General features: G+C 65.8%; 17 protein-coding genes and 1 pseudogene. 7 read left to right on the top strand and 11 right to left on the bottom strand.

Features of this window, described 5'->3' with window-relative positions; translation table 11 throughout:
• The first annotated feature begins 1 nt into the window (after position 1).
• Complete coding sequence (locus tag AC5Y21_RS18885) at positions 2 to 562, top strand: carboxymuconolactone decarboxylase family protein (protein WP_499914602.1); 561 nt, start codon at positions 2 to 4, stop codon at positions 560 to 562.
• A 1-nt stretch (position 563) separates the two neighbouring features.
• On the opposite strand, the gene AC5Y21_RS18880 is transcribed toward AC5Y21_RS18885, so the two are convergent.
• The 4 genes from AC5Y21_RS18880 to guaA all read right to left on the bottom strand — a co-directional run bounded on the left by AC5Y21_RS18880 (position 564) and on the right by guaA (position 5331).
• Positions 564 to 1226: a TetR/AcrR family transcriptional regulator gene (locus AC5Y21_RS18880; RefSeq protein ID WP_499914600.1), complete on the bottom strand. Its 663-nt coding sequence runs from the start codon at positions 1224 to 1226 to the stop codon at positions 564 to 566.
• Positions 1213 to 2367 carry a sulfotransferase family protein gene (locus tag AC5Y21_RS18875; RefSeq protein WP_499914598.1) on the bottom strand — a complete coding sequence of 385 codons (1155 nt, stop codon included), beginning with the start codon at positions 2365 to 2367 and terminating at the stop codon, positions 1213 to 1215. The genes AC5Y21_RS18880 and AC5Y21_RS18875 overlap by 14 nt, the downstream gene beginning before the upstream one ends.
• The gene (locus AC5Y21_RS18870; RefSeq protein WP_499914686.1) at positions 2364 to 3569 is read right to left on the bottom strand and encodes a DUF1214 domain-containing protein; all 1206 of its coding nucleotides are present in this window, start codon (positions 3567 to 3569) and stop codon (positions 2364 to 2366) included. Before AC5Y21_RS18870 ends, AC5Y21_RS18875 begins: the two co-directional genes overlap by 4 nt.
• Positions 3570 to 3732: 163 nt before the next feature.
• On the bottom strand, positions 3733 to 5331 hold the full coding sequence (gene guaA, locus AC5Y21_RS18865) for a glutamine-hydrolyzing GMP synthase (RefSeq protein WP_499914596.1): 1599 nt from the start codon (positions 5329 to 5331) through the stop codon (positions 3733 to 3735).
• Positions 5332 to 5513: 182 nt separating this feature from the next.
• Here guaA and AC5Y21_RS18860 point away from each other — a divergent pair, with 182 nt between their 5' ends.
• From AC5Y21_RS18860 to AC5Y21_RS18845, 4 genes are all read left to right on the top strand, one after another.
• Positions 5514 to 6275, top strand: coding sequence for a beta-phosphoglucomutase family hydrolase (locus AC5Y21_RS18860; RefSeq protein WP_499914594.1), 762 nt, complete (start codon positions 5514 to 5516; stop codon positions 6273 to 6275).
• The gene (locus AC5Y21_RS18855) at positions 6272 to 8632 is read left to right on the top strand and encodes a glycoside hydrolase family 65 protein (RefSeq protein ID WP_499914592.1); all 2361 of its coding nucleotides are present in this window, start codon (positions 6272 to 6274) and stop codon (positions 8630 to 8632) included. The genes AC5Y21_RS18860 and AC5Y21_RS18855 overlap by 4 nt, the downstream gene beginning before the upstream one ends.
• A gap of 85 nt (positions 8633 to 8717) precedes the next feature.
• Positions 8718 to 9677 carry an LmeA family phospholipid-binding protein gene (locus tag AC5Y21_RS18850; protein WP_499914590.1) on the top strand — a complete coding sequence of 320 codons (960 nt, stop codon included), beginning with the start codon at positions 8718 to 8720 and terminating at the stop codon, positions 9675 to 9677.
• A gap of 91 nt (positions 9678 to 9768) precedes the next feature.
• Positions 9769 to 9963, top strand: coding sequence for a hypothetical protein (locus tag AC5Y21_RS18845; protein ID WP_499914588.1), 195 nt, complete (start codon positions 9769 to 9771; stop codon positions 9961 to 9963).
• Between the two features lie 44 nt (positions 9964 to 10007).
• Here AC5Y21_RS18845 and AC5Y21_RS18840 read toward each other — a convergent pair whose 3' ends face one another.
• Complete coding sequence (locus AC5Y21_RS18840; protein ID WP_499914586.1) at positions 10008 to 10574, bottom strand: TetR/AcrR family transcriptional regulator; 567 nt, start codon at positions 10572 to 10574, stop codon at positions 10008 to 10010.
• A gap of 59 nt (positions 10575 to 10633) precedes the next feature.
• Here AC5Y21_RS18840 and AC5Y21_RS18835 point away from each other — a divergent pair, with 59 nt between their 5' ends.
• Complete coding sequence (locus AC5Y21_RS18835; protein WP_499914584.1) at positions 10634 to 11536, top strand: TauD/TfdA dioxygenase family protein; 903 nt, start codon at positions 10634 to 10636, stop codon at positions 11534 to 11536.
• 224 nt (positions 11537 to 11760) lie between these two features.
• Here AC5Y21_RS18835 and AC5Y21_RS18830 read toward each other — a convergent pair whose 3' ends face one another.
• From AC5Y21_RS18830 to guaB, 3 genes are all read right to left on the bottom strand, one after another.
• Positions 11761 to 13497 carry a GMC oxidoreductase gene (locus tag AC5Y21_RS18830; RefSeq protein WP_499914583.1) on the bottom strand — a complete coding sequence of 579 codons (1737 nt, stop codon included), beginning with the start codon at positions 13495 to 13497 and terminating at the stop codon, positions 11761 to 11763.
• 89 nt (positions 13498 to 13586) lie between these two features.
• Positions 13587 to 14714: a GuaB3 family IMP dehydrogenase-related protein gene (locus AC5Y21_RS18825; RefSeq protein ID WP_499914581.1), complete on the bottom strand. Its 1128-nt coding sequence runs from the start codon at positions 14712 to 14714 to the stop codon at positions 13587 to 13589.
• A gap of 15 nt (positions 14715 to 14729) precedes the next feature.
• Positions 14730 to 16337 carry an IMP dehydrogenase gene (guaB, locus tag AC5Y21_RS18820; protein ID WP_499914579.1) on the bottom strand — a complete coding sequence of 536 codons (1608 nt, stop codon included), beginning with the start codon at positions 16335 to 16337 and terminating at the stop codon, positions 14730 to 14732.
• Positions 16338 to 16492: 155 nt separating this feature from the next.
• Between guaB and AC5Y21_RS18815 the strand changes: the two genes are divergently transcribed.
• Entirely contained in the window at positions 16493 to 16903 is a 411-nt protein-coding gene (locus AC5Y21_RS18815; RefSeq protein WP_499914577.1) for a DUF5319 domain-containing protein, read from the top strand.
• Here AC5Y21_RS18815 and AC5Y21_RS18810 read toward each other — a convergent pair whose 3' ends face one another.
• The 3 genes and pseudogenes from AC5Y21_RS18810 to AC5Y21_RS18800 form a co-directional block, all read right to left on the bottom strand.
• Positions 16904 to 17764 carry an anti-sigma-D factor RsdA gene (locus tag AC5Y21_RS18810; RefSeq protein ID WP_499914576.1) on the bottom strand — a complete coding sequence of 287 codons (861 nt, stop codon included), beginning with the start codon at positions 17762 to 17764 and terminating at the stop codon, positions 16904 to 16906. It lies immediately after the preceding gene.
• Positions 17757 to 18332 (bottom strand): ECF RNA polymerase sigma factor SigD, encoded by a 576-nt coding sequence (gene sigD, locus AC5Y21_RS18805; protein WP_499914574.1) that lies wholly within the window; start codon positions 18330 to 18332, stop codon positions 17757 to 17759. Before sigD ends, AC5Y21_RS18810 begins: the two co-directional genes overlap by 8 nt.
• Positions 18333 to 18414: 82 nt before the next feature.
• Positions 18415 to 18826 (bottom strand): annotated as a pseudogene (locus AC5Y21_RS18800) (hypothetical protein); the annotation flags it as partial.

Raw genomic sequence — 18826 nt, 5'->3', positions numbered from 1 at the left:
AATGCCGCGCATCGCACCGATCCCAATGGATCAGCTCAGCACCCGTTCGCGAGATATCGTGGCGGCAGGCATTGCGGACGGCCGCTATGCCACGCCGGTGCCGTTACAGATCTTCGCCTATCGCAGTGCCCAACTCGCTCAGGTGGACATGGCCAGGACGCAGCTGGGAGCTGACACGCTGCTGGGTGGCCGGATCTTAGAGCTGTTACGCATACGCAGCGCCCAGCTGGGCGAGTGCGAACCCTGTAGCCAATCACGCAAGCACGATTCGATCACGGACGATGACGTGGTGTGCCTGCTCGCGCCCGGGCACGACTCTTTGACACCGCAGGAACAGATCGCCGTCGAATTCCTGGACCGGCTGTCGGGCGACCACCACTCCATTGACGACGAGTTCTACCGGCGGTTGGGCGAGCATTTCACCGCCGCGCAGATCGTCGAACTCGGCTTCACCTGCGCCGCAACGATGGGACTGCACCGATTCCTGCACACCCTCGACGTGTACGGCGATTCCACCCCCGTCATCGACTACTCCCCCGATCAGGTCGATTCAGCGCGGTGAGCTATGTGCTCGGCACCTCGCCGAGGACCGCTGCGATCGTTTCGGAAGTTACCCCGAGACCCCGCAAGCAGAAACGCTGTACGCTCTCACGGATTTCGCCGGGATCGCGATGGGCCGTGGCCCAATGCCGTTCGATGTTGGCCCACACGACACCCTGGATGGAAAGCGCCTCACCGTCGGGATCGATTTTGCCGAATACTCCCAAATCCCTTCCACGCGACAATTGTTCGATTAGCGGACGCAGAATCTCACGGTAGGCGGGGGCGACGAGCTCGGGCGCCACGAACATCTGGGTCTGCGCCTCGAGCGACATCTGGCGTAGATCGGAGCGGATCTGCTGATTGAAGGCGAGCTCCAGCCGTCCGTCAATCCAGGCGGCCACCGCACGCACCGGATCAGAGTGCACAGACATCCGCTGCTGAAGCCGCAGCACCTCGGCGCGGGACAGCTCCAGGAAGACCGCCGCGACCACCTGATCTTTGGAGTCGAAGTGCCGGTAGAACGCCCGCGTGCTCAACTGCGTTCTGCCGAGCAGCTCGGCGATCGACAGCGCCTGGACTCCCTCGCTCCGAACGACTTCGGTGGCAGCGGACAGGATCGCCGCGTGTATCTGCGGATCTGGTTCGAGTTTTTGGCGCCCGCCGGGCCGTTCAAGCCGATGCATCGTAGGCGGCGATGTAGTCCCCGAACGCCTCGTGCACTTGCTCGGGGGTCAGCCCGTAGTCAGCCAGGTCGTAGCTGTGGGTGCCGCGGTGACCGGGTTTGTGTTCGTCTGCCCACTCCTGCACTTTCGCCCGCGCCGCGTCGGTGAACGTGAGGCCGAGCCTTTCATAGCTACCTGCAACGGTGTTGACCGGATCGGTTTGCAGGTCGGCAAACGACACATCGACAAACCGGTCTTCTTCTCCTGGGCCGAACTTCTCACGAAATTCCATGGCACGCCGCATGCCTTCGGCCCACCACGCCAGCTGTTCGGCGCCGAGCTCTTCCGGGTCACGCCGGTCGCTGCTCCAGCTTCGGACGTAGGCAATCAAGCTGCAGACCGATCCCAGCACCTTGGCCGGATCGCGGTGGCTCCACAGGAATTTCGCATTCGGGTAAGCGTCGACGAACGCGTCGAGTGCGAACATATGGACAGGGGTGCGCAGATGCCACAAGCTCGGCTTGCAGTGCCACTGCAGCAGTTTCAGCACGTCCCGGTGAAACGCATAGGTTTCGCGCATGTCGCACTGCAGCAGCCATTCCACGTAACCGGGAACCCGAACCACCCCGTCGAAGTGAAACGTGCGAAAGCTCATGCCCATCAGATCCTGGCATTCGGTCGCGGCCTCGGGCTCCGAGCTGACCATCGCCTGGAAGTCGGGAAACATCTGCGAGATCATGCCGATGCCTTCGGCGCACTGCGCTATTCGCGGGTCGCTGTGTTGGGTCGCGGACTCTGGCGGTGGTGTGGGCGCCTGCGATTCCCACGTCCGCAGCGACCTGAATTGTGGGTCGGCAGCGACCAATTGGCTCAGCGCGGTGGTGCCGGTGCGCGGCAGACCGAGGACGACGACCGGCCCGTCGACCGCCTCGTCGGCGATCTCGGGATGCTGTTTGTAGGTCTCCACAATCTTCAGCCGCTGGATCAGGGCGTTACTGATGGTCGCGTGCTGCATGACCCGCCCGAGATCGTTGAGCTCGGCTTCGGTATTCAACGCCGCAACGGTCCGTTCGAGACCCTCCCGGTAATAGCACGACCCGAAATCGCCGAGGCCGGTGGCGGCGCGCGCGCCGTCTTCCAATTCGTCAGCGGAGAAGCTCACCGGTAGAACCTTTCGTGTACGGCGCGCCGGCGTGCTTCGATGACCTGGGCGCGTTCGTCGGGGGTGGTCATCGTGGTGTCGGCGGGTAACGACGACAAGACCTCGTCGACCTTGACGAGACGCGTGTTCGGCATCGGCGCGGTTTCCGTTCGCACGCATCGCAATAACATTGCGCCGTTGCTGTGACCGGCGTTGTCCAGCCAGTTTGCCACCCCCGGATCCGTCGCTGAAATGACGGCACGGAAGATCCCGTCGGAATCGATCACCGCCTGATGACCGTTGAGACTGGACTGATGACGTCCGTAGTGAATTGTCTCCAACCACGGGTTGCCCAGCGAGACGCTCCAATAGACCCCTTGGGGCGGTTCGACCTCGAGTATCAGTGCCTCGTCGGGTTCAAGCTCGAATCGCCCGATGACGGGCCGGTTTTCGGCTGCGGCACCCATCTCGCTCATGTCCATGGGCGGAATGAAGCCATTGGCCGGTGCCATGGCACCGAAGTCGAGAAAAAATTTCAGGTTGTCGAAGACGAAGTCTCCCAACGCGTAAAGCTGACGGGCACCCGATACGTCCACGTCGACGGAACGAGCCTGGGGCACTGCTTCGTCACCGACGCGTTCGATCTGCAGCGACGCCACCGACTCGGTGTCCCAGTCGTACAGGAAGTTTCGCACCGTCAGCGTCGGATGATCGCCGGTCAACCGCATCCAATTGCCGTCGTGCTCGTCGGCCGACAGGATCGCCTCGAAGCTTCCGTCAGCGTCGACGTCGAGGTCGTCGACGAGGCAGTTGGAGGTCGCCGCGATTCCGTCCATGGTCTGCAACCCGACGTATCGGGCCGTTCCGCGATTGCCGAAGAGCCGATAAGTCTCGCCCGCTCGCAGGCTCGCATTCATGTACACGCAGTCCGGGCATTCCAGTCCCCACGTGACGATGTCGTCCATGCGGGCACGGGTGACCGCCAGAACCGGGTCGGGATCGACCCGCAGGGCCATGTCCGTGCCGACCGCCAGCAACACCATCAGATGACGCATCCCCGACGCATAGTCGATACGGTTCTTATTGACCGGTGTGGACCGCACCAGTTGTTCGGCGGCGGTCAACCGCTCCTGTAGATGCGCCCATGCCTGCGAGAGTTCGGGGGTCTCGCCGTCCGCTGCTGACAGCGCCGCCTCCGCGATCGAGAACGGCAGCCATGCCATCGGGTTCTTCCAGGCCGGTTGTGCCTTTTCATCGGCTTGATCGGCCATGTCTTCCTCCAGCCGGGTCACCACAGACCCAATTGAAAATGCTGTTTTCAATTGGAGAATTGGACCACTCGGCTCGACAGACTGTCAAGGGTGCGCGCGTCGACCGGACCGCCGGCTACTCCCACTCGATGGTGCCGGGCGGTTTGCTGGTGACGTCCAGCACCACGCGGTTGACCTCGGCGACCTCGTTGGTGATACGGGTCGAGATGCGCTCCAGCACCTCGTAGGGGACTCTCGTCCAGTCCGCGGTCATGGCGTCCTCACTGGACACCGGCCGCAGCACGATCGGATGGCCGTAGGTGCGGTTGTCGCCCTGCACCCCGACCGAGCGGACGTCGGCCAGCAGCACCACCGGGCACTGCCAGATCTGGTTGTCCAGCCCCGCCGCGGTCATCTCCTCACGCACGATCGAGTCGGCACGCCGCAGCGTGTCCAGCCGCTTCGCGGTGACCTCGCCGACGATCCGGATGCCCAGGCCGGGTCCCGGAAATGGCTGGCGCGCAACGATATCCTCCGGCAGGCCGAGTTCCCGCCCGACCGCGCGCACCTCGTCTTTGAACAGCAGTCGCAGCGGCTCGACGAGCTTGAACTTCAGGTCGTCGGGCAGGCCGCCGACATTGTGGTGGCTCTTGATGTTCGCGGCACCGCTGCCGCCACCGGATTCCACCACGTCGGGATACAGCGTGCCTTGGACCAGAAACTCGACGTCGGATCCGCTGGCGGAGTCTTCCGAGCCACTGTCCAGCAAGATATCCCGCACCGCGCCCTCGAAGGCGCGGATGAACTGTCGGCCGATGATCTTGCGTTTGCCTTCGGGGTTGGTCACGCCCGACAACGCCGCGAGGAAAGTCTCGGCTGCGTCGACGGTGACCAGATTGGCTGCGGTGGCGGCCACGAAATCGCGCTTGACCTGTGCCCGCTCACCCGCGCGCAACAGCCCGTGGTCGACGAAGACACAGGTCAATCGATCCCCGATGGCCCGCTGCACCAGCGCGGCGGCCACCGCGGAATCCACCCCACCGGACAGTCCGCAGATCGCGTGGCCGTCGCCGATCTGCTCCCGCACCTGATCGACCAATGCGTTGGCGATGTTGGCCGGCGTCCAATCGGCCGCGAGTCCGGCGAAGTCGTGCAGGAATCGGCTGAGCACCTGCTGGCCGTGCGGACTGTGCATCACCTCCGGGTGGTACTGCACTCCGGCCAGGCGCCGGCCCCGGGCTTCGAAGGCGGCCACCGGGGCGCCCGCGCTGCTGGCCACCACTTCGAACCCGTCCGGCGCGGCGGTGACCCCGTCGCCGTGACTCATCCAGACCGGCTGGACTCCGGGCAGGTCCGAATGCAGTTCGCCACCAACGACTTTCAGTTCAGTCCTGCCGTACTCGCTGGTTCCGGTGTGCGCGACGGTCCCACCGAGCGCCTGCGCCATCGCCTGAAACCCGTAGCAGATGCCGAACACCGGCAAACCCAGGTCGAACAGCGCCGGATCCAGCTGCGGAGCACCTTCGGCGTACACGCTGGCCGGTCCGCCGGACAACACCAGCGCCAGCGGATCGCGGCCCTTGATCTCCTCGACCGACGCGGTGTGCGGGATTACCTCCGAATACACCCGCGCTTCCCGAACCCGGCGGGCGATCAACTGCGCGTATTGCGCACCGAAGTCGATCACCAAGACCGGCCGCGGCGCAGCCGCTTTAGAATCGCCAGGTTTCACCACGCCGCAAGTTTAGTGGGCACCCATAACTGCTGACCTCGATGCGGCGCCCGGCGCGCAGCTTCTCGGGTCTCTACGGTTGGGTAAGGAAGCCGCTCTGTCGGTTTCCGCGACATTGAGAAACAGTTGAAAAATGCATGGTGGACTGGTATCGCCAAACTACCCAGAAAGTGAGGTGACCTCGAGTGAGCTCTGCGCTGGGTCTACCCGAGAACGTGCGTGCCTGCTTGTTCGACCTCGACGGTGTGCTCACCGATACCGCGAGCGTGCATACCAAGGCCTGGAAGGCCATGTTCGACGAGTATCTGTCCCAGCGTGCCGAGCGCACCGGAGATGAGTTCGTTCCCTTCGATCCGGCCGCGGACTACCGGAAATACGTGGACGGCAAGAAGCGCGAAGACGGGGTGAGGTCGTTTTTGGACAGCCGGGGAATCGAGCTGCCCGACGGCAGCCCCGACGACGACGGCGACGCTGAGACGATAAACGGGCTGGGCAACCGCAAGAACGACATGTTCCAAAAGGTCCTGCAGAAAGACGGTGTCGAGGTTTTCGACGGGTCGCGCCGCTACCTGGAAGCGGTCGCGGACGCGGGTCTGGGTATCGCCGTGGTCTCCTCGAGCGCGAACACTCGCGACGTGCTCGAGATCACCGGTCTGGACCGGTTCGTCCAGCAGCGGGTGGACGGCGTCACGCTGCGCGAAGAACACATCGCGGGCAAGCCGGCGCCCGACTCGTATCTGCGCGGAGCGGAGCTGCTCGACGTTCCCCCCGACGCGGCTGCCGTGTTCGAGGACGCAATATCCGGCGTGCAGGCCGGTCGTGACGGTAACTTCGGCTTCGTGATAGGCGTCGACAGAGTGGGCCAGGCAGAAGATTTACGCAGCAACGGTGCCGACGTGGTGGTGACCGACCTCGCCGAGCTGCTGCGAGGTCATGATCCGCGATGATCAGCGAAGAAGCCTTTCCCGTCGAACCGTGGCAGATCCGCGAGACCAGGCTCAACCTGAACCTGCTTGCGCAATCCGAATCGCTGTTCGCTTTGTCCAACGGGCATATCGGGCTGCGCGGCAACCTCGACGAGGGTGAGCCGTACGGCTTGCCGGGCACCTACTTGAACTCCTTCTACGAAATCCGGCCGCTGCCCTACGCGGAGGCCGGATACGGGTATCCGGAAGCCGGCCAGACCGTCGTCGACGTCACCAACGGCAAAATCATTCGCCTGATGGTCGACGACGAGCCGTTCGACGTCCGCTACGGCGAATTGCTCGACCACGAGCGGCTTCTCGACTTGCGGGCCGGAACTCTGGTCCGCCGTGCGCACTGGCGCTCCCCTACCGGCAAACAGGTCAACGTGGTGTCCACCCGGCTGGTGTCGCTGGTGCACCGCAGCGTGGCGGCCATCGAGTACGTCGTCGAAGCGATCGACGAGTTCGCCCGCGTCACCGTGCAGTCCGAACTAGTCACCAACGAGGACCAACCCGAGACCTCGGACGACCCGCGGGTGTCGGCCATCCTGGAGAATCCGTTGGAGGCCGTCGCGCACGAAAACACCGAGCGCGGAGCACTTCTCATGCACCGCACCCGCGCCAGCGCATTGATGATGGCCGCGGCGATGGATCACGAGGTCGATGTTCCCGGACGGGTCGAGATCGCCACCGACGCTCGCCCCGACCTGGCGCGGACCACCATCATCTGCGGGCTGCGGCCCGGTCAGCAGCTACGCGTCGTCAAATACCTGGCATACGGCTGGTCCAGCCTGCGCTCCCGTCCGGCCCTGCGCGATCAGGCCGCCGCGGCATTGCACAGCGCCCGCTACAGCGGGTGGCAGGGGCTGATCGACTCGCAGCGGACCTACTTGGACTTGTTCTGGGACTCCGCGGATGTCGAGGTCGAAGGCGACGCCGAATCGCAGCAAGCCGTGCGGTTCGGGCTGTTCCACCTGGTGCAGGCCAGCGCCCGCTCCGAACGCCGCGCGATCCCCAGCAAGGGGCTCACCGGCACCGGCTACGACGGCCACGCCTTCTGGGACACCGAGGGTTTCGTGCTGCCGGTGCTGACCTACACCTTGCCGCACGCGGTCGCCGACGCGCTGCGATGGCGGGCATCGACGCTTGATCTCGCCAAGGAGCGAGCGGCCGAACTCGGCCTGGACGGTGCCGCTTTCCCCTGGCGGACCATCCGCGGGCAGGAATGCTCGGCGTACTGGCCGGCCGGCACCGCGGCCTGGCACATCAACGCCGACATCGCGATGGCCTTCGAGCGCTACCGCGTCGTCACCGGCGACAACTCGCTGGAGGAGGAGTGCGGCCTCGCCGTGCTGATCGAAACCGCCCGGCTATGGATGTCGATCGGGCACCACGACCGTCATGGTGTCTGGCACCTCGACGGTGTCACCGGTCCCGACGAGTACACCGCGATAGTCCGGGACAACGTGTTCACGAATCTGATGGCGGCACACAATCTGTTCACCGCCGCCGACGCCTGCGCGCGTCATCCCGATGCCTCGGGAGCCGTCGGTGTCACCACCGAAGAAATGGCCGCGTGGCGCAATGCGGCCAGCGCCGTCAAAATTCCCTTCGACGACGAACTCGGTGTGCATCAGCAATGTGAGGGCTTCACCACCCTTACCGAGTGGAATTTCGAAGAGAACACCACCTACCCGTTGCTGTTGCACGAGGCCTACGTGCGGCTCTACCCCGCACAGGTGATCAAGCAGGCCGACCTGGTGCTGGCGATGCAGTGGCAGAGCCACGCGTTCACACCCGAACAGAAGGCGCGCAACGTCGACTACTACGAACGGCGCATGGTGCGCGACTCGTCGCTGTCGGCCTGTACGCAGGCGGTGATGTGCGCCGAGGTCGGCCATTTGGAGCTGGCCCACGACTACGCCTACGAGGCCGGCCTGATCGACCTGCGCGACCTGCACCAGAACACCCGCGACGGTCTGCACATGGCCTCCCTGGCCGGCGCCTGGACGGCGCTGGTCGCCGGATTTGGCGGGCTGCGTGACGACGAGGGCATTCTGTCCATCGATCCCCATCTGCCCGACGGCATCTCCCGGCTGACGTTCCGGCTGCGCTGGCGCGAGTTCCGCCTGACCGTCGACGTCGACCACTCCGACGTGACCTACACCCTGCGCGACGGGCCGGGTACCGAGCTGACGATTCGGCACGCCGGCGAAGACCTGGAGCTGAACACGGAGTCGCCGACGACCATCGCGGTGCGCAAACGCAAGCCACTGCTGCCGGCACCGCCGCAGCCGCCCGGCCGCGAGCCCGTACACCGTCGCGGCCTGATCGGCTGAGCCGGTCACCGGCTTTGGGTGTGCATAGAGGGCGCTCTCGGACGTTTTTAGCGCCCTATCAGGTTGATACGGCAGAATCTCGCGCGTGACGAATCCGGAGGACCCGCCACAAGATCCGGACCCGGCCGTTTGGGCTCGCCCCGACGATCCGGCTCCGCCCACCGAACCGGCGGCGCCCACCGAACCGGCGGCGCCCACCCAACCAACGGCGCCCGCCCAACCAACGACGTCCGCCCAACCCGCGCCACCCAGCGCACCGGCGCCGCCCGCAGCGCAGGTCGCCTCGTCGAAATCGGAGGGGACCAAACTGCGACGCCTCCGCCCGCGCGACCCGCTGTCGATAGTGCTGATCGTGATCATCGTGGTGGCGTTGACCGTCGCCGGTGTGCTCGGCGCGGAGCTGTACGCGCGCCACGTGGCAGACAACCGAGTCGCGGCGGCCACTGAGTGCGTGGTTCAGGACAAGGCAAATGTGTCCTTTGGCGCGTCGCCGTTTCTGTTGCAGCGCATGACAAGTCACTATGGCCCGATCGTGATCACCACCGCAGGCAACCAAGTCCGCCGGGCCAAGGGCATGAAGGCGCAAGTCAAAATCGACGACGTGCGGCTGGACGGCACCAGCGGCTCCAAGGGCACCATCGGCGCCCTGGACGCGACGATCACCTGGCCCGCCGACGGCATCAGACAGACCGTGCAGGGCGCGATCCCGCTGTTCGGCAGCTTCCTGTCCGGCGTCAAGACAAACGCAAGCAACGGCACCATCGAGCTGCAGGGCCGACTGGGCACCATCATCGCGAAGCCGCAGGTGGTCGACAACGCGATATCGCTGCACGTGGTCCAACTCACCGGGCTTGGCTTCACGCTGCCCAGCGAGTCGGTGCAGCCGGCGCTGGACGCGTTCACCAACGAGCTCGCCAACGACTTCCCGCTGGGAATTCATCCCGACAGCGTGCAAGTCACCGAAACCGGTGTGATGGGCCACTTTTCGACGCGCAACGCGACGATTCCGCAGGGCAACGAGGATCGCTGCTTCGCGAATCTCTGAAGCTGCTGCGTGGCACCGCCGCATCGGCAGTCAGAACAACTTCCGAGTGTTTGCCCATTATGGGAAAATGGGCCTAACATGACGTAGTGACGTGAACTTGTACAGCAGCGTCTTGGACACCATCGAATTCATCTTTCGGCTACCCGGTCAGGCCCACTCTCTCTCCACGGCGATCACCACTCCCGATGGCATACGCATGCGTCTGCCAGTCATCGGTCATCCGCCCTACAAGATCTTCTGGTCGACGGAGGGCCCTCGAATCGAGGCCGTGTTCCCGCACCCTTAAGAGACGGGCGGCGGCAGCGCACGTCCGGCCAATGTAGGGCAGATTCAGCGCGGTTCGACGATGTGCGCCACCTCGTCGATCACGACCTGCCGCAGCTCGGCATCCGTCAGTTCGTCGAGACCGGTCGCCGAGCGCAGGATCGGCGCGAACAACCGCCAACCAAATTGCAGCGCAAGAGCATTGGCGACGGCCAGCCGTGCGCTGGTCTCGTCGTCGTGGCGTGGCCGCACCTGGTCGAGCAGCTCGGCGACGTTAGGAAAGCGCTTCTGCAGCTGGCCGGCCGGATAGCCGTCGAGCACCGTGCGGGCCATCACCCGCATCTGCCGATCCAGAGCCCGCTCGACGACGTCGGCCGGCGCCTGCGAGCCCAACAGATCGGTCAGGTTGGCGCCGAGGTGATCGAGCACGGCACCGACCAGCTGTTCCTTGGTGCCGAAGTGGCGAAACACCAATCCGTGGTTGACCTTCGATCGGGCCGCGATATCGCGGATCGACGTCGCGGCCGGACCCCGCTCGGCGAACAGATCGGTGGCGGCGTCCAGGATCGCCGCGGCCACCTCTTCCCGTCCGCTGGGAGTTTTGCGGCGAGGGCTTGCCGAACGCGTAGTCATGTGACTACACTAGCCGATGTAGTCAACTGACTACAGCCCGACTCGCAAGGACCAAAGCAATGACCGAACCTATGACCGTCACCAAGCTCGGCAGCCGTATCGGTGCCCGAATCGACGGCGTGCGACTTGGCGGTGACCTCGATGCCGCCACGATCGAACAGATCCGCCAGGCACTGTTAACCCACAAGGTGATCTTCTTTCCCGACCAGCACCACCTCGACGACCATCAGCAGCTCGCATTCGCCGGTCTACTGGGCACGCCGATCGGGCACCCGGCCGCCTCCGTCCTGGCCGCCACGAACGCCCCCATCATTACGCCGATCAACTCCGAATACGGCAAAGCCAATCGCTGGCACACCGACGTCACGTTCGCCGCGAACTATCCGGCGGCCTCGATCCTGCGCGCGGTCACACTCCCCAGCTATGGCGGTGCGACGCTGTGGGCTTCCACCGCGGCGGCATACGAACAGCTGCCCGAACCGCTCAAGTGCCTCGTCGAGAGCCTGTGGGCACTACACACCAACCGCTACGACTACGTCAGCGACGACGCCCAGGCGTCGATGACCGACGCACAGCGAATCTTCCGCCAGGCGTTCGAGAAGGCCGATTTCCGGACCCAGCACCCCGTGGTACGGGTACACCCGGAGACCGGCGAGCGCACGTTAGTGGCCGGCGATTTCGTGCGAAACTTCGTCGGCTTGGACAGCCACGAGTCCAATGTGCTGCTGGAATTGCTACAACGGCGAATCACTTTGCCGGAGAACACCATTCGCTGGAACTGGGAACAGGGTGATGTCGCTATGTGGGACAACCGGGCCACCCAGCACCGGGCGATCGACGACTACGATGGCCAGCCTCGGCTCATGCACCGCGTCACCCTGATGGGCGATGTTCCCGTCAACGTGCACGGGGAGCGCAGCCGGGTAGTCAGCGGCGCACCGCTAGAGGTGATTGCCAGCTGAGGGCTTAGTCCGATGGTGACGACCCGCAGCGCCCGGCGACGCCGCGCTCGCGATCGTCACTAGTCCGATGGTGACGACCCGCAGCGCCCGGCGACGCCGCGCTCGCGATCGTCACTAGTCCGATGGTGACGACCCGCAGCGCCCCGCGACGCCACGCTCGCGATCGTCACTAGCCCGATGGTGACGACCCGCAGCGCCGCGCGACGCCACGCTCGCGATCGTCACTAGACCGCGTCGCTGACCGGTTCGGTTGGCAGCCACCGCAGGGCACCCGGCGCTGCAGCGGGCACCACCGGATGTTCCGGAGCGATCGGGTCCAGCCGCCGGTAGGTGTCGCCCTGCAGCGGCCGCTGATCGTTCTCACCCTTATTCGGCCACAGCGAAGCGGCCCGCTCGGCTTGAGCGGTAATGGACAGCGACGGGTTGACACCCAGATTCGCCGAGATCGCGGCACCGTCCACCACATACATCGTCGGGTAGCCGTAGACCCGGTGATAGGGGTCGATGACACCGTTTTCGGGGCTGTCGCCGATCACCGCGCCGCCCAGGAAATGCGCGGTCAGCGGGATGTTGAACAGCTCTCCCCAGGTGCCCCCGGCCACGCCGTCGATCTTGGCGGCGATGCGCCGGGTGACCTCGTTGCCGACCGGGATCCAGCTGGGGTTCGGTTCGCCATGGCCTTGCTTGCTGGAGTACCAGCGGATGCCCAGCCTTCCGCGCTTGGTGAAGGTGGTGATCGAGTTATCCAGGTGCTGCATCACCAGCGCGATCATGGTGCGCTCACTCCATTGACGCGGGTTGAGCAGCCGAAGCATGCGGCGGGGATCTTCTCTCGCCTGTTGCAGCAACTGCTTCCACCGCGGGACGTCGGTGCCCTCCGGACCCGAACCGTCGGTCATCAGGGTCTGCAGCAGGCCCATCGCGTTGGAGCCCTTGCCATAGCGCACGGGTTCGATGTGAGTGTCCGAGGTCGGATGAATCGACGACGTGATCGCAACACCGTGGGTCAGGTCCAAATCGGGTGAAACCTCTAGCCGCCCGGCACCGACAATCGACTCCGAGTTGGTTCGGGTAAGGACACCCAAGCGCTTTGACAGACGAGGCAGCTTGCCCTTGTCGCGCATGTTGAACAGCAGATGCTGAGTGCCCCAGGTGCCGGCGGCCAGTATCAGATAGTTGGCGGTGAAGGTTCGCTTGTCGCGGCGCAGCCAGCTGCCGGTGCGAACGGTGCGGACCTCCCACAACCCGTCGGACCGCTGCTCGAATCCCTTGACTGTCGTCATCGGAATCACTTGTGCGCCTGCCGATTCGGCGAGGCCCAGGTAGTTCTTCACCAAAGTGTTCTTGGCGCCGTAGCGACAGCCCGTCATGCAGGAACCGCATTCCAGGCAACCGGTTCGCTCCGGTCCCGCGCCGCCGAAATACGGGTCGGGCACGGTCTCGCCCGGCGTCTGGGTGCCGTCCGGGCCGAAGAACACCCCGACCGGGGTCGGCACGAACGTGTCCCCGCACCCCATTTCGTCGGCGACCTGCTTGACGATGCGGTCCGCGTCGGTGAACGTCGGGTTGAACACGACGCCGAGCATCCGCTGCGCCTGGTCGTAATGCCGCCCGAGCTCGCTACCCCAGTCGGTGATGTGCTTCCACTGCGGGTCATTGAAGAACGGCTCGGGGGGCACGTACAACGTGTTGGCGTAGTTCAGCGAACCGCCGCCCACTCCGGCTCCGGCCAGGATCAGCACGTTTTTCAGCGGATGGATCCGCTGGATGCCGTAGCAGCCCAGCCTGGGCGCCCACAAAAACTTGCGCAGGTTCCAGGACGTCTTGGCAAAGTCGTCGTCGGCGTAGCGCCGGCCGGCCTCCAATACGCCGACCCGATAGCCCTTTTCCGTGAGCCGCAGCGCGCTGACGCTGCCCCCGAAACCCGAACCGATGATCAGAACGTCGTAATCCGGCTTCATCGGCCCAGCCTACGGCGAACAGACGCAGAATCGCACAGATCGCATCGCAGGAATGTGATTCTGCGTCTGCTCGCGCCCACCCCGCGGGTCTAGCTGCCGACGGTCAGGCCGACCTTCTGGAACTCCTTGAGGTCGCAATAACCGGCCTTGGCCATCGCCCGGCGCAGACCACCGACCAGGTTCAGGGTGCCGAACGGATCGTCGGACGGACCGTTGAGAACCTGCTCCAGCGGCGGCCGCTCGCCGACGGCAATCTGCAGCAGAGCACCGCGCGGCAACGACGGGTGCGCGGCCGCGGCCGGCCAGAACCAGCCCTGACCGAGCGCCTCGGCGCATTCGGCCAGCGGCGTGCCCAGCACCACCGCGTCGGCTCCGCACGCGATGGCCTTGGCCAGCTCGCCGGAGGTGTGGATGTCGCCGTCGGCCAGCACGTGCACGTAGCGGCCGCCGGTCTCGTCGAGGTATTCCCGCCGGGCGGCGGCGGCATCGGCGATCGCGGTGGCCATCGGCACGCTGATACCCAGCACCTCGTCGGTGGTGGTCACTCCCCTGGTTGAGCCGTAGCCCACGATGACGCCGGCCGCGCCCGTGCGCATCAGATGCAGGGCGGTGCGATGATCCTGCACGCCGCCGGCGACCACCGGAACGTCCAGCTCGGCGATGAATGTCTTCAGGTTGAGCGGCTCGCCGTCACTGGCCACCCGCTCGGCGGAAACGATCGTGCCCTGAATCACGAGCAGGTCGATACCGGCCGCGAGCAGCACCGGCGTCAGCGACTGGGCGTTTTGCGGGCTCAGCCGCACCGCGGTGGTGACGCCGGCCTCGCGGATGCGGGCCACCGCGGCGCCCAGCAGGTCTGGGTTCAGCGGGGCCGCGTGCAACTCCTGCAGCAGCCGGATCGCCGCCGACGGTTCGGGTTCCTTACAGCCGGCCTCGACCAGCTGCGCGATCTTGGCTTCGACGTCGGCGTGCCGGCCGATCAGCCCCTCGCCGTTGAGCACCGCCAGCCCGCCGAGCCGGCCGAGCTCGATCGCGAACTCCGGCGACACCAGGGCATCGGTCGGATGCGCGATTACCGGAATCTCGAACCGGTAGGCGTCGAGCTGCCAAGCCGTCGACACATCCTGCGACGAACGAGTGCGCCGCGACGGCACGATACCGATCTCGCTGAGTTCGTAGGTGCGCCGGGCGACGCGACCCATCCCGATCTCGACCATGTCGTTCAGCGCCGCTTATCGGACGTAGTAGTTGGGCGCTTCGACGGTCATCGAGACGTCGTGCGGATGGCTCTCTTTCAGGCCCGCCGGGGTGATCCGGACGAACTGCGCCTGCTGCAGCACTTCGATGGTGGGCGCGCCGGTGTAACCCATCGCGGCCCGCAGCCCACCGGTCAGCTGATGGATCACCGACGACAGCGGACCGCGGAACGGCACCCTGCCCTCGATTCCCTCGGGCACCAGCTTGTCCTCGGAGAGCGCGTCGTCGGCGAAGTAGCGGTCCTTGGAGTACGACTTGCCTGCACCGCCGGAGCCCCGGCCTGCCATGGCGCCCAGCGACCCCATGCCGCGATAGCTCTTGTACTGCTTGCCGTTGACGAAGATCAGCTCGCCGGGCGCCTCGGCGGTGCCGGCCAGCAACGAGCCCAACATGGTCGTCGATGCGCCCGCGGCCAGCGCCTTGGCGATATCGCCGGAGTACTGCAGGCCCCCGTCGGCGATTACCGGCACGCCCGCCGGTCCGCACGTCGCGACGGCTTCCAGAATCGCCGTGATCTGTGGAGCGCCGACGCCGGCCACCACGCGGGTCGTGCAGATGGATCCGGGCCCCACGCCGACCTTCACCGCATCCGCACCGGCCTCGACCAGTGCGGCGGCTGCCGACCTGGTCGCGACGTTCCCGCCGATCACCTCGACCCGGTCGCCGACTTCGGCCTTGAGCTGGGCAACCATGTCGAGCACCAGCCGGTTGTGGGCGTGCGCGGTGTCGACCACCAGCACGTCGGCCCCCGCGTCGACCAGCATCATCGCGCGGACCCAGGCATCCCCGCCGACGCCGACGGCCGCGCCGACCAGCAGCCGACCGTCACTGTCTTTGGTGGCCAGCGGATGCTGCTCGGTCTTGACGAAGTCTTTCACCGTGATCAGGCCGGTCAGCCTGCCGTGGCCGTCGACGATGGGCAGCTTCTCGATCTTGTGGCGCCGCAGCAGACCCAGCGCCGCGTCGGCGCTGACGCCTTCCCGCGCGGTGATCAGCGGCGCCTTGGTCATCACCTCGGCGACCTGCCTGGACTGGTCGACCTCGAACCGCATATCGCGGTTGGTGATGATGCCGACCAACGCACCCGCGTCGTCGACCACCGGCAGGCCGGAGATCCGGAACTTGGCGCACATCGCGTCGACCTGGGCCAGCGTGTTGTCCGGACGGCAGGTGACCGGATCGGTGACCATGCCAGCCTCGGACCGCTTCACCATCTCGACCTGCCCGGCCTGTTCGGCGACGGGCAAATTGCGGTGCAGCACGCCCATGCCGCCCGCCCGGGCCATCGCGATGGCCATCCGCGCCTCGGTGACGGTGTCCATCGCCGAGCTGACCAACGGCACCTTGAGCCTGATCCTCTTGGTGAGCTGGCTGGAGGTGTCAGCGGTGGCCGGCACCACGTCGGAAGCTGCGGGCAGCAGCAGGACGTCGTCGAACGTCAGCCCCAGCATCGCGATCTTGTTCGGGTTGTCGCCGCCGGTCGGCACCGTTTCGGGGGCAAGCCCCCCGAGAGCAGAGTCGCGCACATACGGACTGGCAACCAGGTCAGAACTGTCTTCGAGGCCGGACATGCCACGGGACATCGGCGGGCCCTTCCATACGTATGCTTTGCGGTGAAGAACCCATCCTATCGGCTCATCGACGACCCGACTTGCAGCTGTTGGGCGCGCCGACGACAAGTACGGGGCCACACCAGGCCGCTAGCGTTATGACGGCCCGCCTGCGTACGCTAGGAGGCGTGCGCGACCACCTCCCACCGGGTTTGCCGCCCGACCCCTTTGCCGACGACCCCTACGACCCGTCGGCAGCGCTGGATGCAGTCGAGCCGGGTCAGCCCCTGGATCAGCAGGAGCGGATGGCGGTCGAGGCCGACTTGGCCGATCTCGCCGTCTACGAAGCCCTATTGGCGCACAAGGGAATTCGCGGGCTCGTGGTGTGCTGCGACGAGTGCCAGCAGGATCACTATCACGACTGGGACATGCTGCGTGCCAATCTGCTGCAGCTGCTGATCGACGGCACCGTTCGACCGCACGAGCCGGCCTACGACCCCGAGCCGGATGCCTATGTCACATGGGACTACTGCCGGGGATACGCGGACGCGTCACTCAACGAAGCGACGTCAGACGCCGACGGCTACCACCGACACTGATCACTGCCCGGGCTCGGCCGGAGGCAGAGTAGTTGTCGAGTCGTGGTGGTGGTGCTTTTTCGTCGACTGAGTCGGCGCCGGAATCGGTGATTCTGCCTTCGACGTCGGCGGGGCCGACGGAGCGGTGGACCTGGCCGGTGCGGTCGCAGCCGGAGCGGTCCCAACTGGAGCGGTCTTCGATTGCGGGGCCGGACTCATCACCGAGTTTCCCGTCTGCGGCGCTGCCGGCGGCAGCGTCGCGTTCGGGTCGCGGCTCTCCACCTTCGTGTTGAGCAGGTTCACCTGGTTGATGAGGTCCTGCCGGCGGCCGGTGTCGTTCATGGCCTGCACGGTGCTGCTGACCTCGGCCAGCTGGTTCTGAGCCTGTGCCCACTGTCCCTGGGCGATCATCTGCTGAACCTTCGCCAGGTCGGCCTTGGCAGACAGTACGACCTGGTCGTCGTTGACGTGTCGTTCGTCGAAGAACATCGCGTGCAGGCCGTACAGCGCGTCGCCCGGACGGGCATCGGCAACCACCGCCCCGAAGCCGCTCAGGACCAGCAGCGAGGCAGCCACCGAGCCGACCGCCGCCAGGCCGTGACGGGCGCGCCGGCGCTCCTCGATTCCGGTGTCCAGCGCCTCGACGGCCTCCTCCGGGGAGACCAGCGCACTGGCCGGCGGCCACCGCAGGTCGTCGCGCCACTGCCCCAGCAGGGCGGCCAGCGCTTGGTCTTCCATGTTGTCGGGATCGTCGAAATCGATGTCGGAACGGTCCGCGAGCGCGTCGAGCAGCAAATCGGTGCGGGCCAATTCGTTCAATCCCGCGTCGAAACCCGGCCGGTCATCGCCGGTGAAACCCCAGTCGGACCCTAGATCACGCATAGTCACCTGCCGCGACAATCTCGTCTTTCAACCGTTGAAGCGCCCGATGCTGGGCCACCCGGACGGCTCCCGTGGTGCTGCCGACGGCGGCGGCGGTCTCCTCGGCGGACAGTCCGACGACGACCCGCAGGATCAGGATCTCGCGTTGCTTTGCCGGCAAGATCTCGAGCAGTTCGTTCATCCGGGTGACCGAATCGGCTTCGATGGCCAACTGCTCGGGGCCCGCATCGGCCGAGCGGCACTCCGGCACCGATTCGGCGGGATAGGCCAGATCGCGGCCGGCGGCCCGATGCGCGTCGGCGACCTTGTGAGCCGCAATGCCGTAGAGGAAGGCCAGAAACGGGCGTCCCCGGTCCCGGTATCGCGGCAGCGCCGTTATGGTGGCCAAGCACACCTCCTGAGCCACGTCGTCTGCTGATAGGCCGCCCCGCTCGACCGTCCCGACTCGCGCGCGGCAATATCGGACGACGATCGGGCGGATGGTCTCCAGCACCTCCCGAAGGGCATTCCGGTCTCCTGCCACGGCCTCTGCAACCACAGCGTCGAGACTTTCCCCTTGAATTGTCATCGACGGCGGTATCTCCAACGTTACGAACTGGACACATCCCGGGGCTAACTGTTCAGATTGACAATAACGGCCGAAAGCCATTTCACCCGTAACGCCACGTTCCACCGGCGCGTCGCACCTGACCTGCGCAGACATCACGAAATTCGCGCAGTTCTTGTGCCGCAAATGTGACGCTTCCGATATCGATCAGCAAGCAAGCCAATGCCCAACGAAGTGGTATAAGCGCTAATTGACCGGTGGCCTCGAGCGCCGTCTCGGCGACGGCGCGGGCGCGCTCGGTAACGCCGGCACTGCACAGCGCGGCGGCCAGCACCACATCGCTTTTGACCCGGTGTCGCGCCGACGGGACGGCCATGGCCTGCGCCAGCTCGACGGCTTCCTCGGCATGACGCACCGCGGTGAGCCCGTCGCCGGACGCCATCGCCAACTCGGCGGCCACCCAGCGCCTGCGCACCGCCAGCCGGTCGGCGACTTGAACGGGCAACTCGGCCGCG

This window comes from Mycobacterium sp. NGS41 (genome assembly GCF_059812725.1).
The sequence above is the reverse complement of the archived record's forward strand: the minus strand, read 5'-3'. Positions and strand labels throughout refer to the sequence as shown.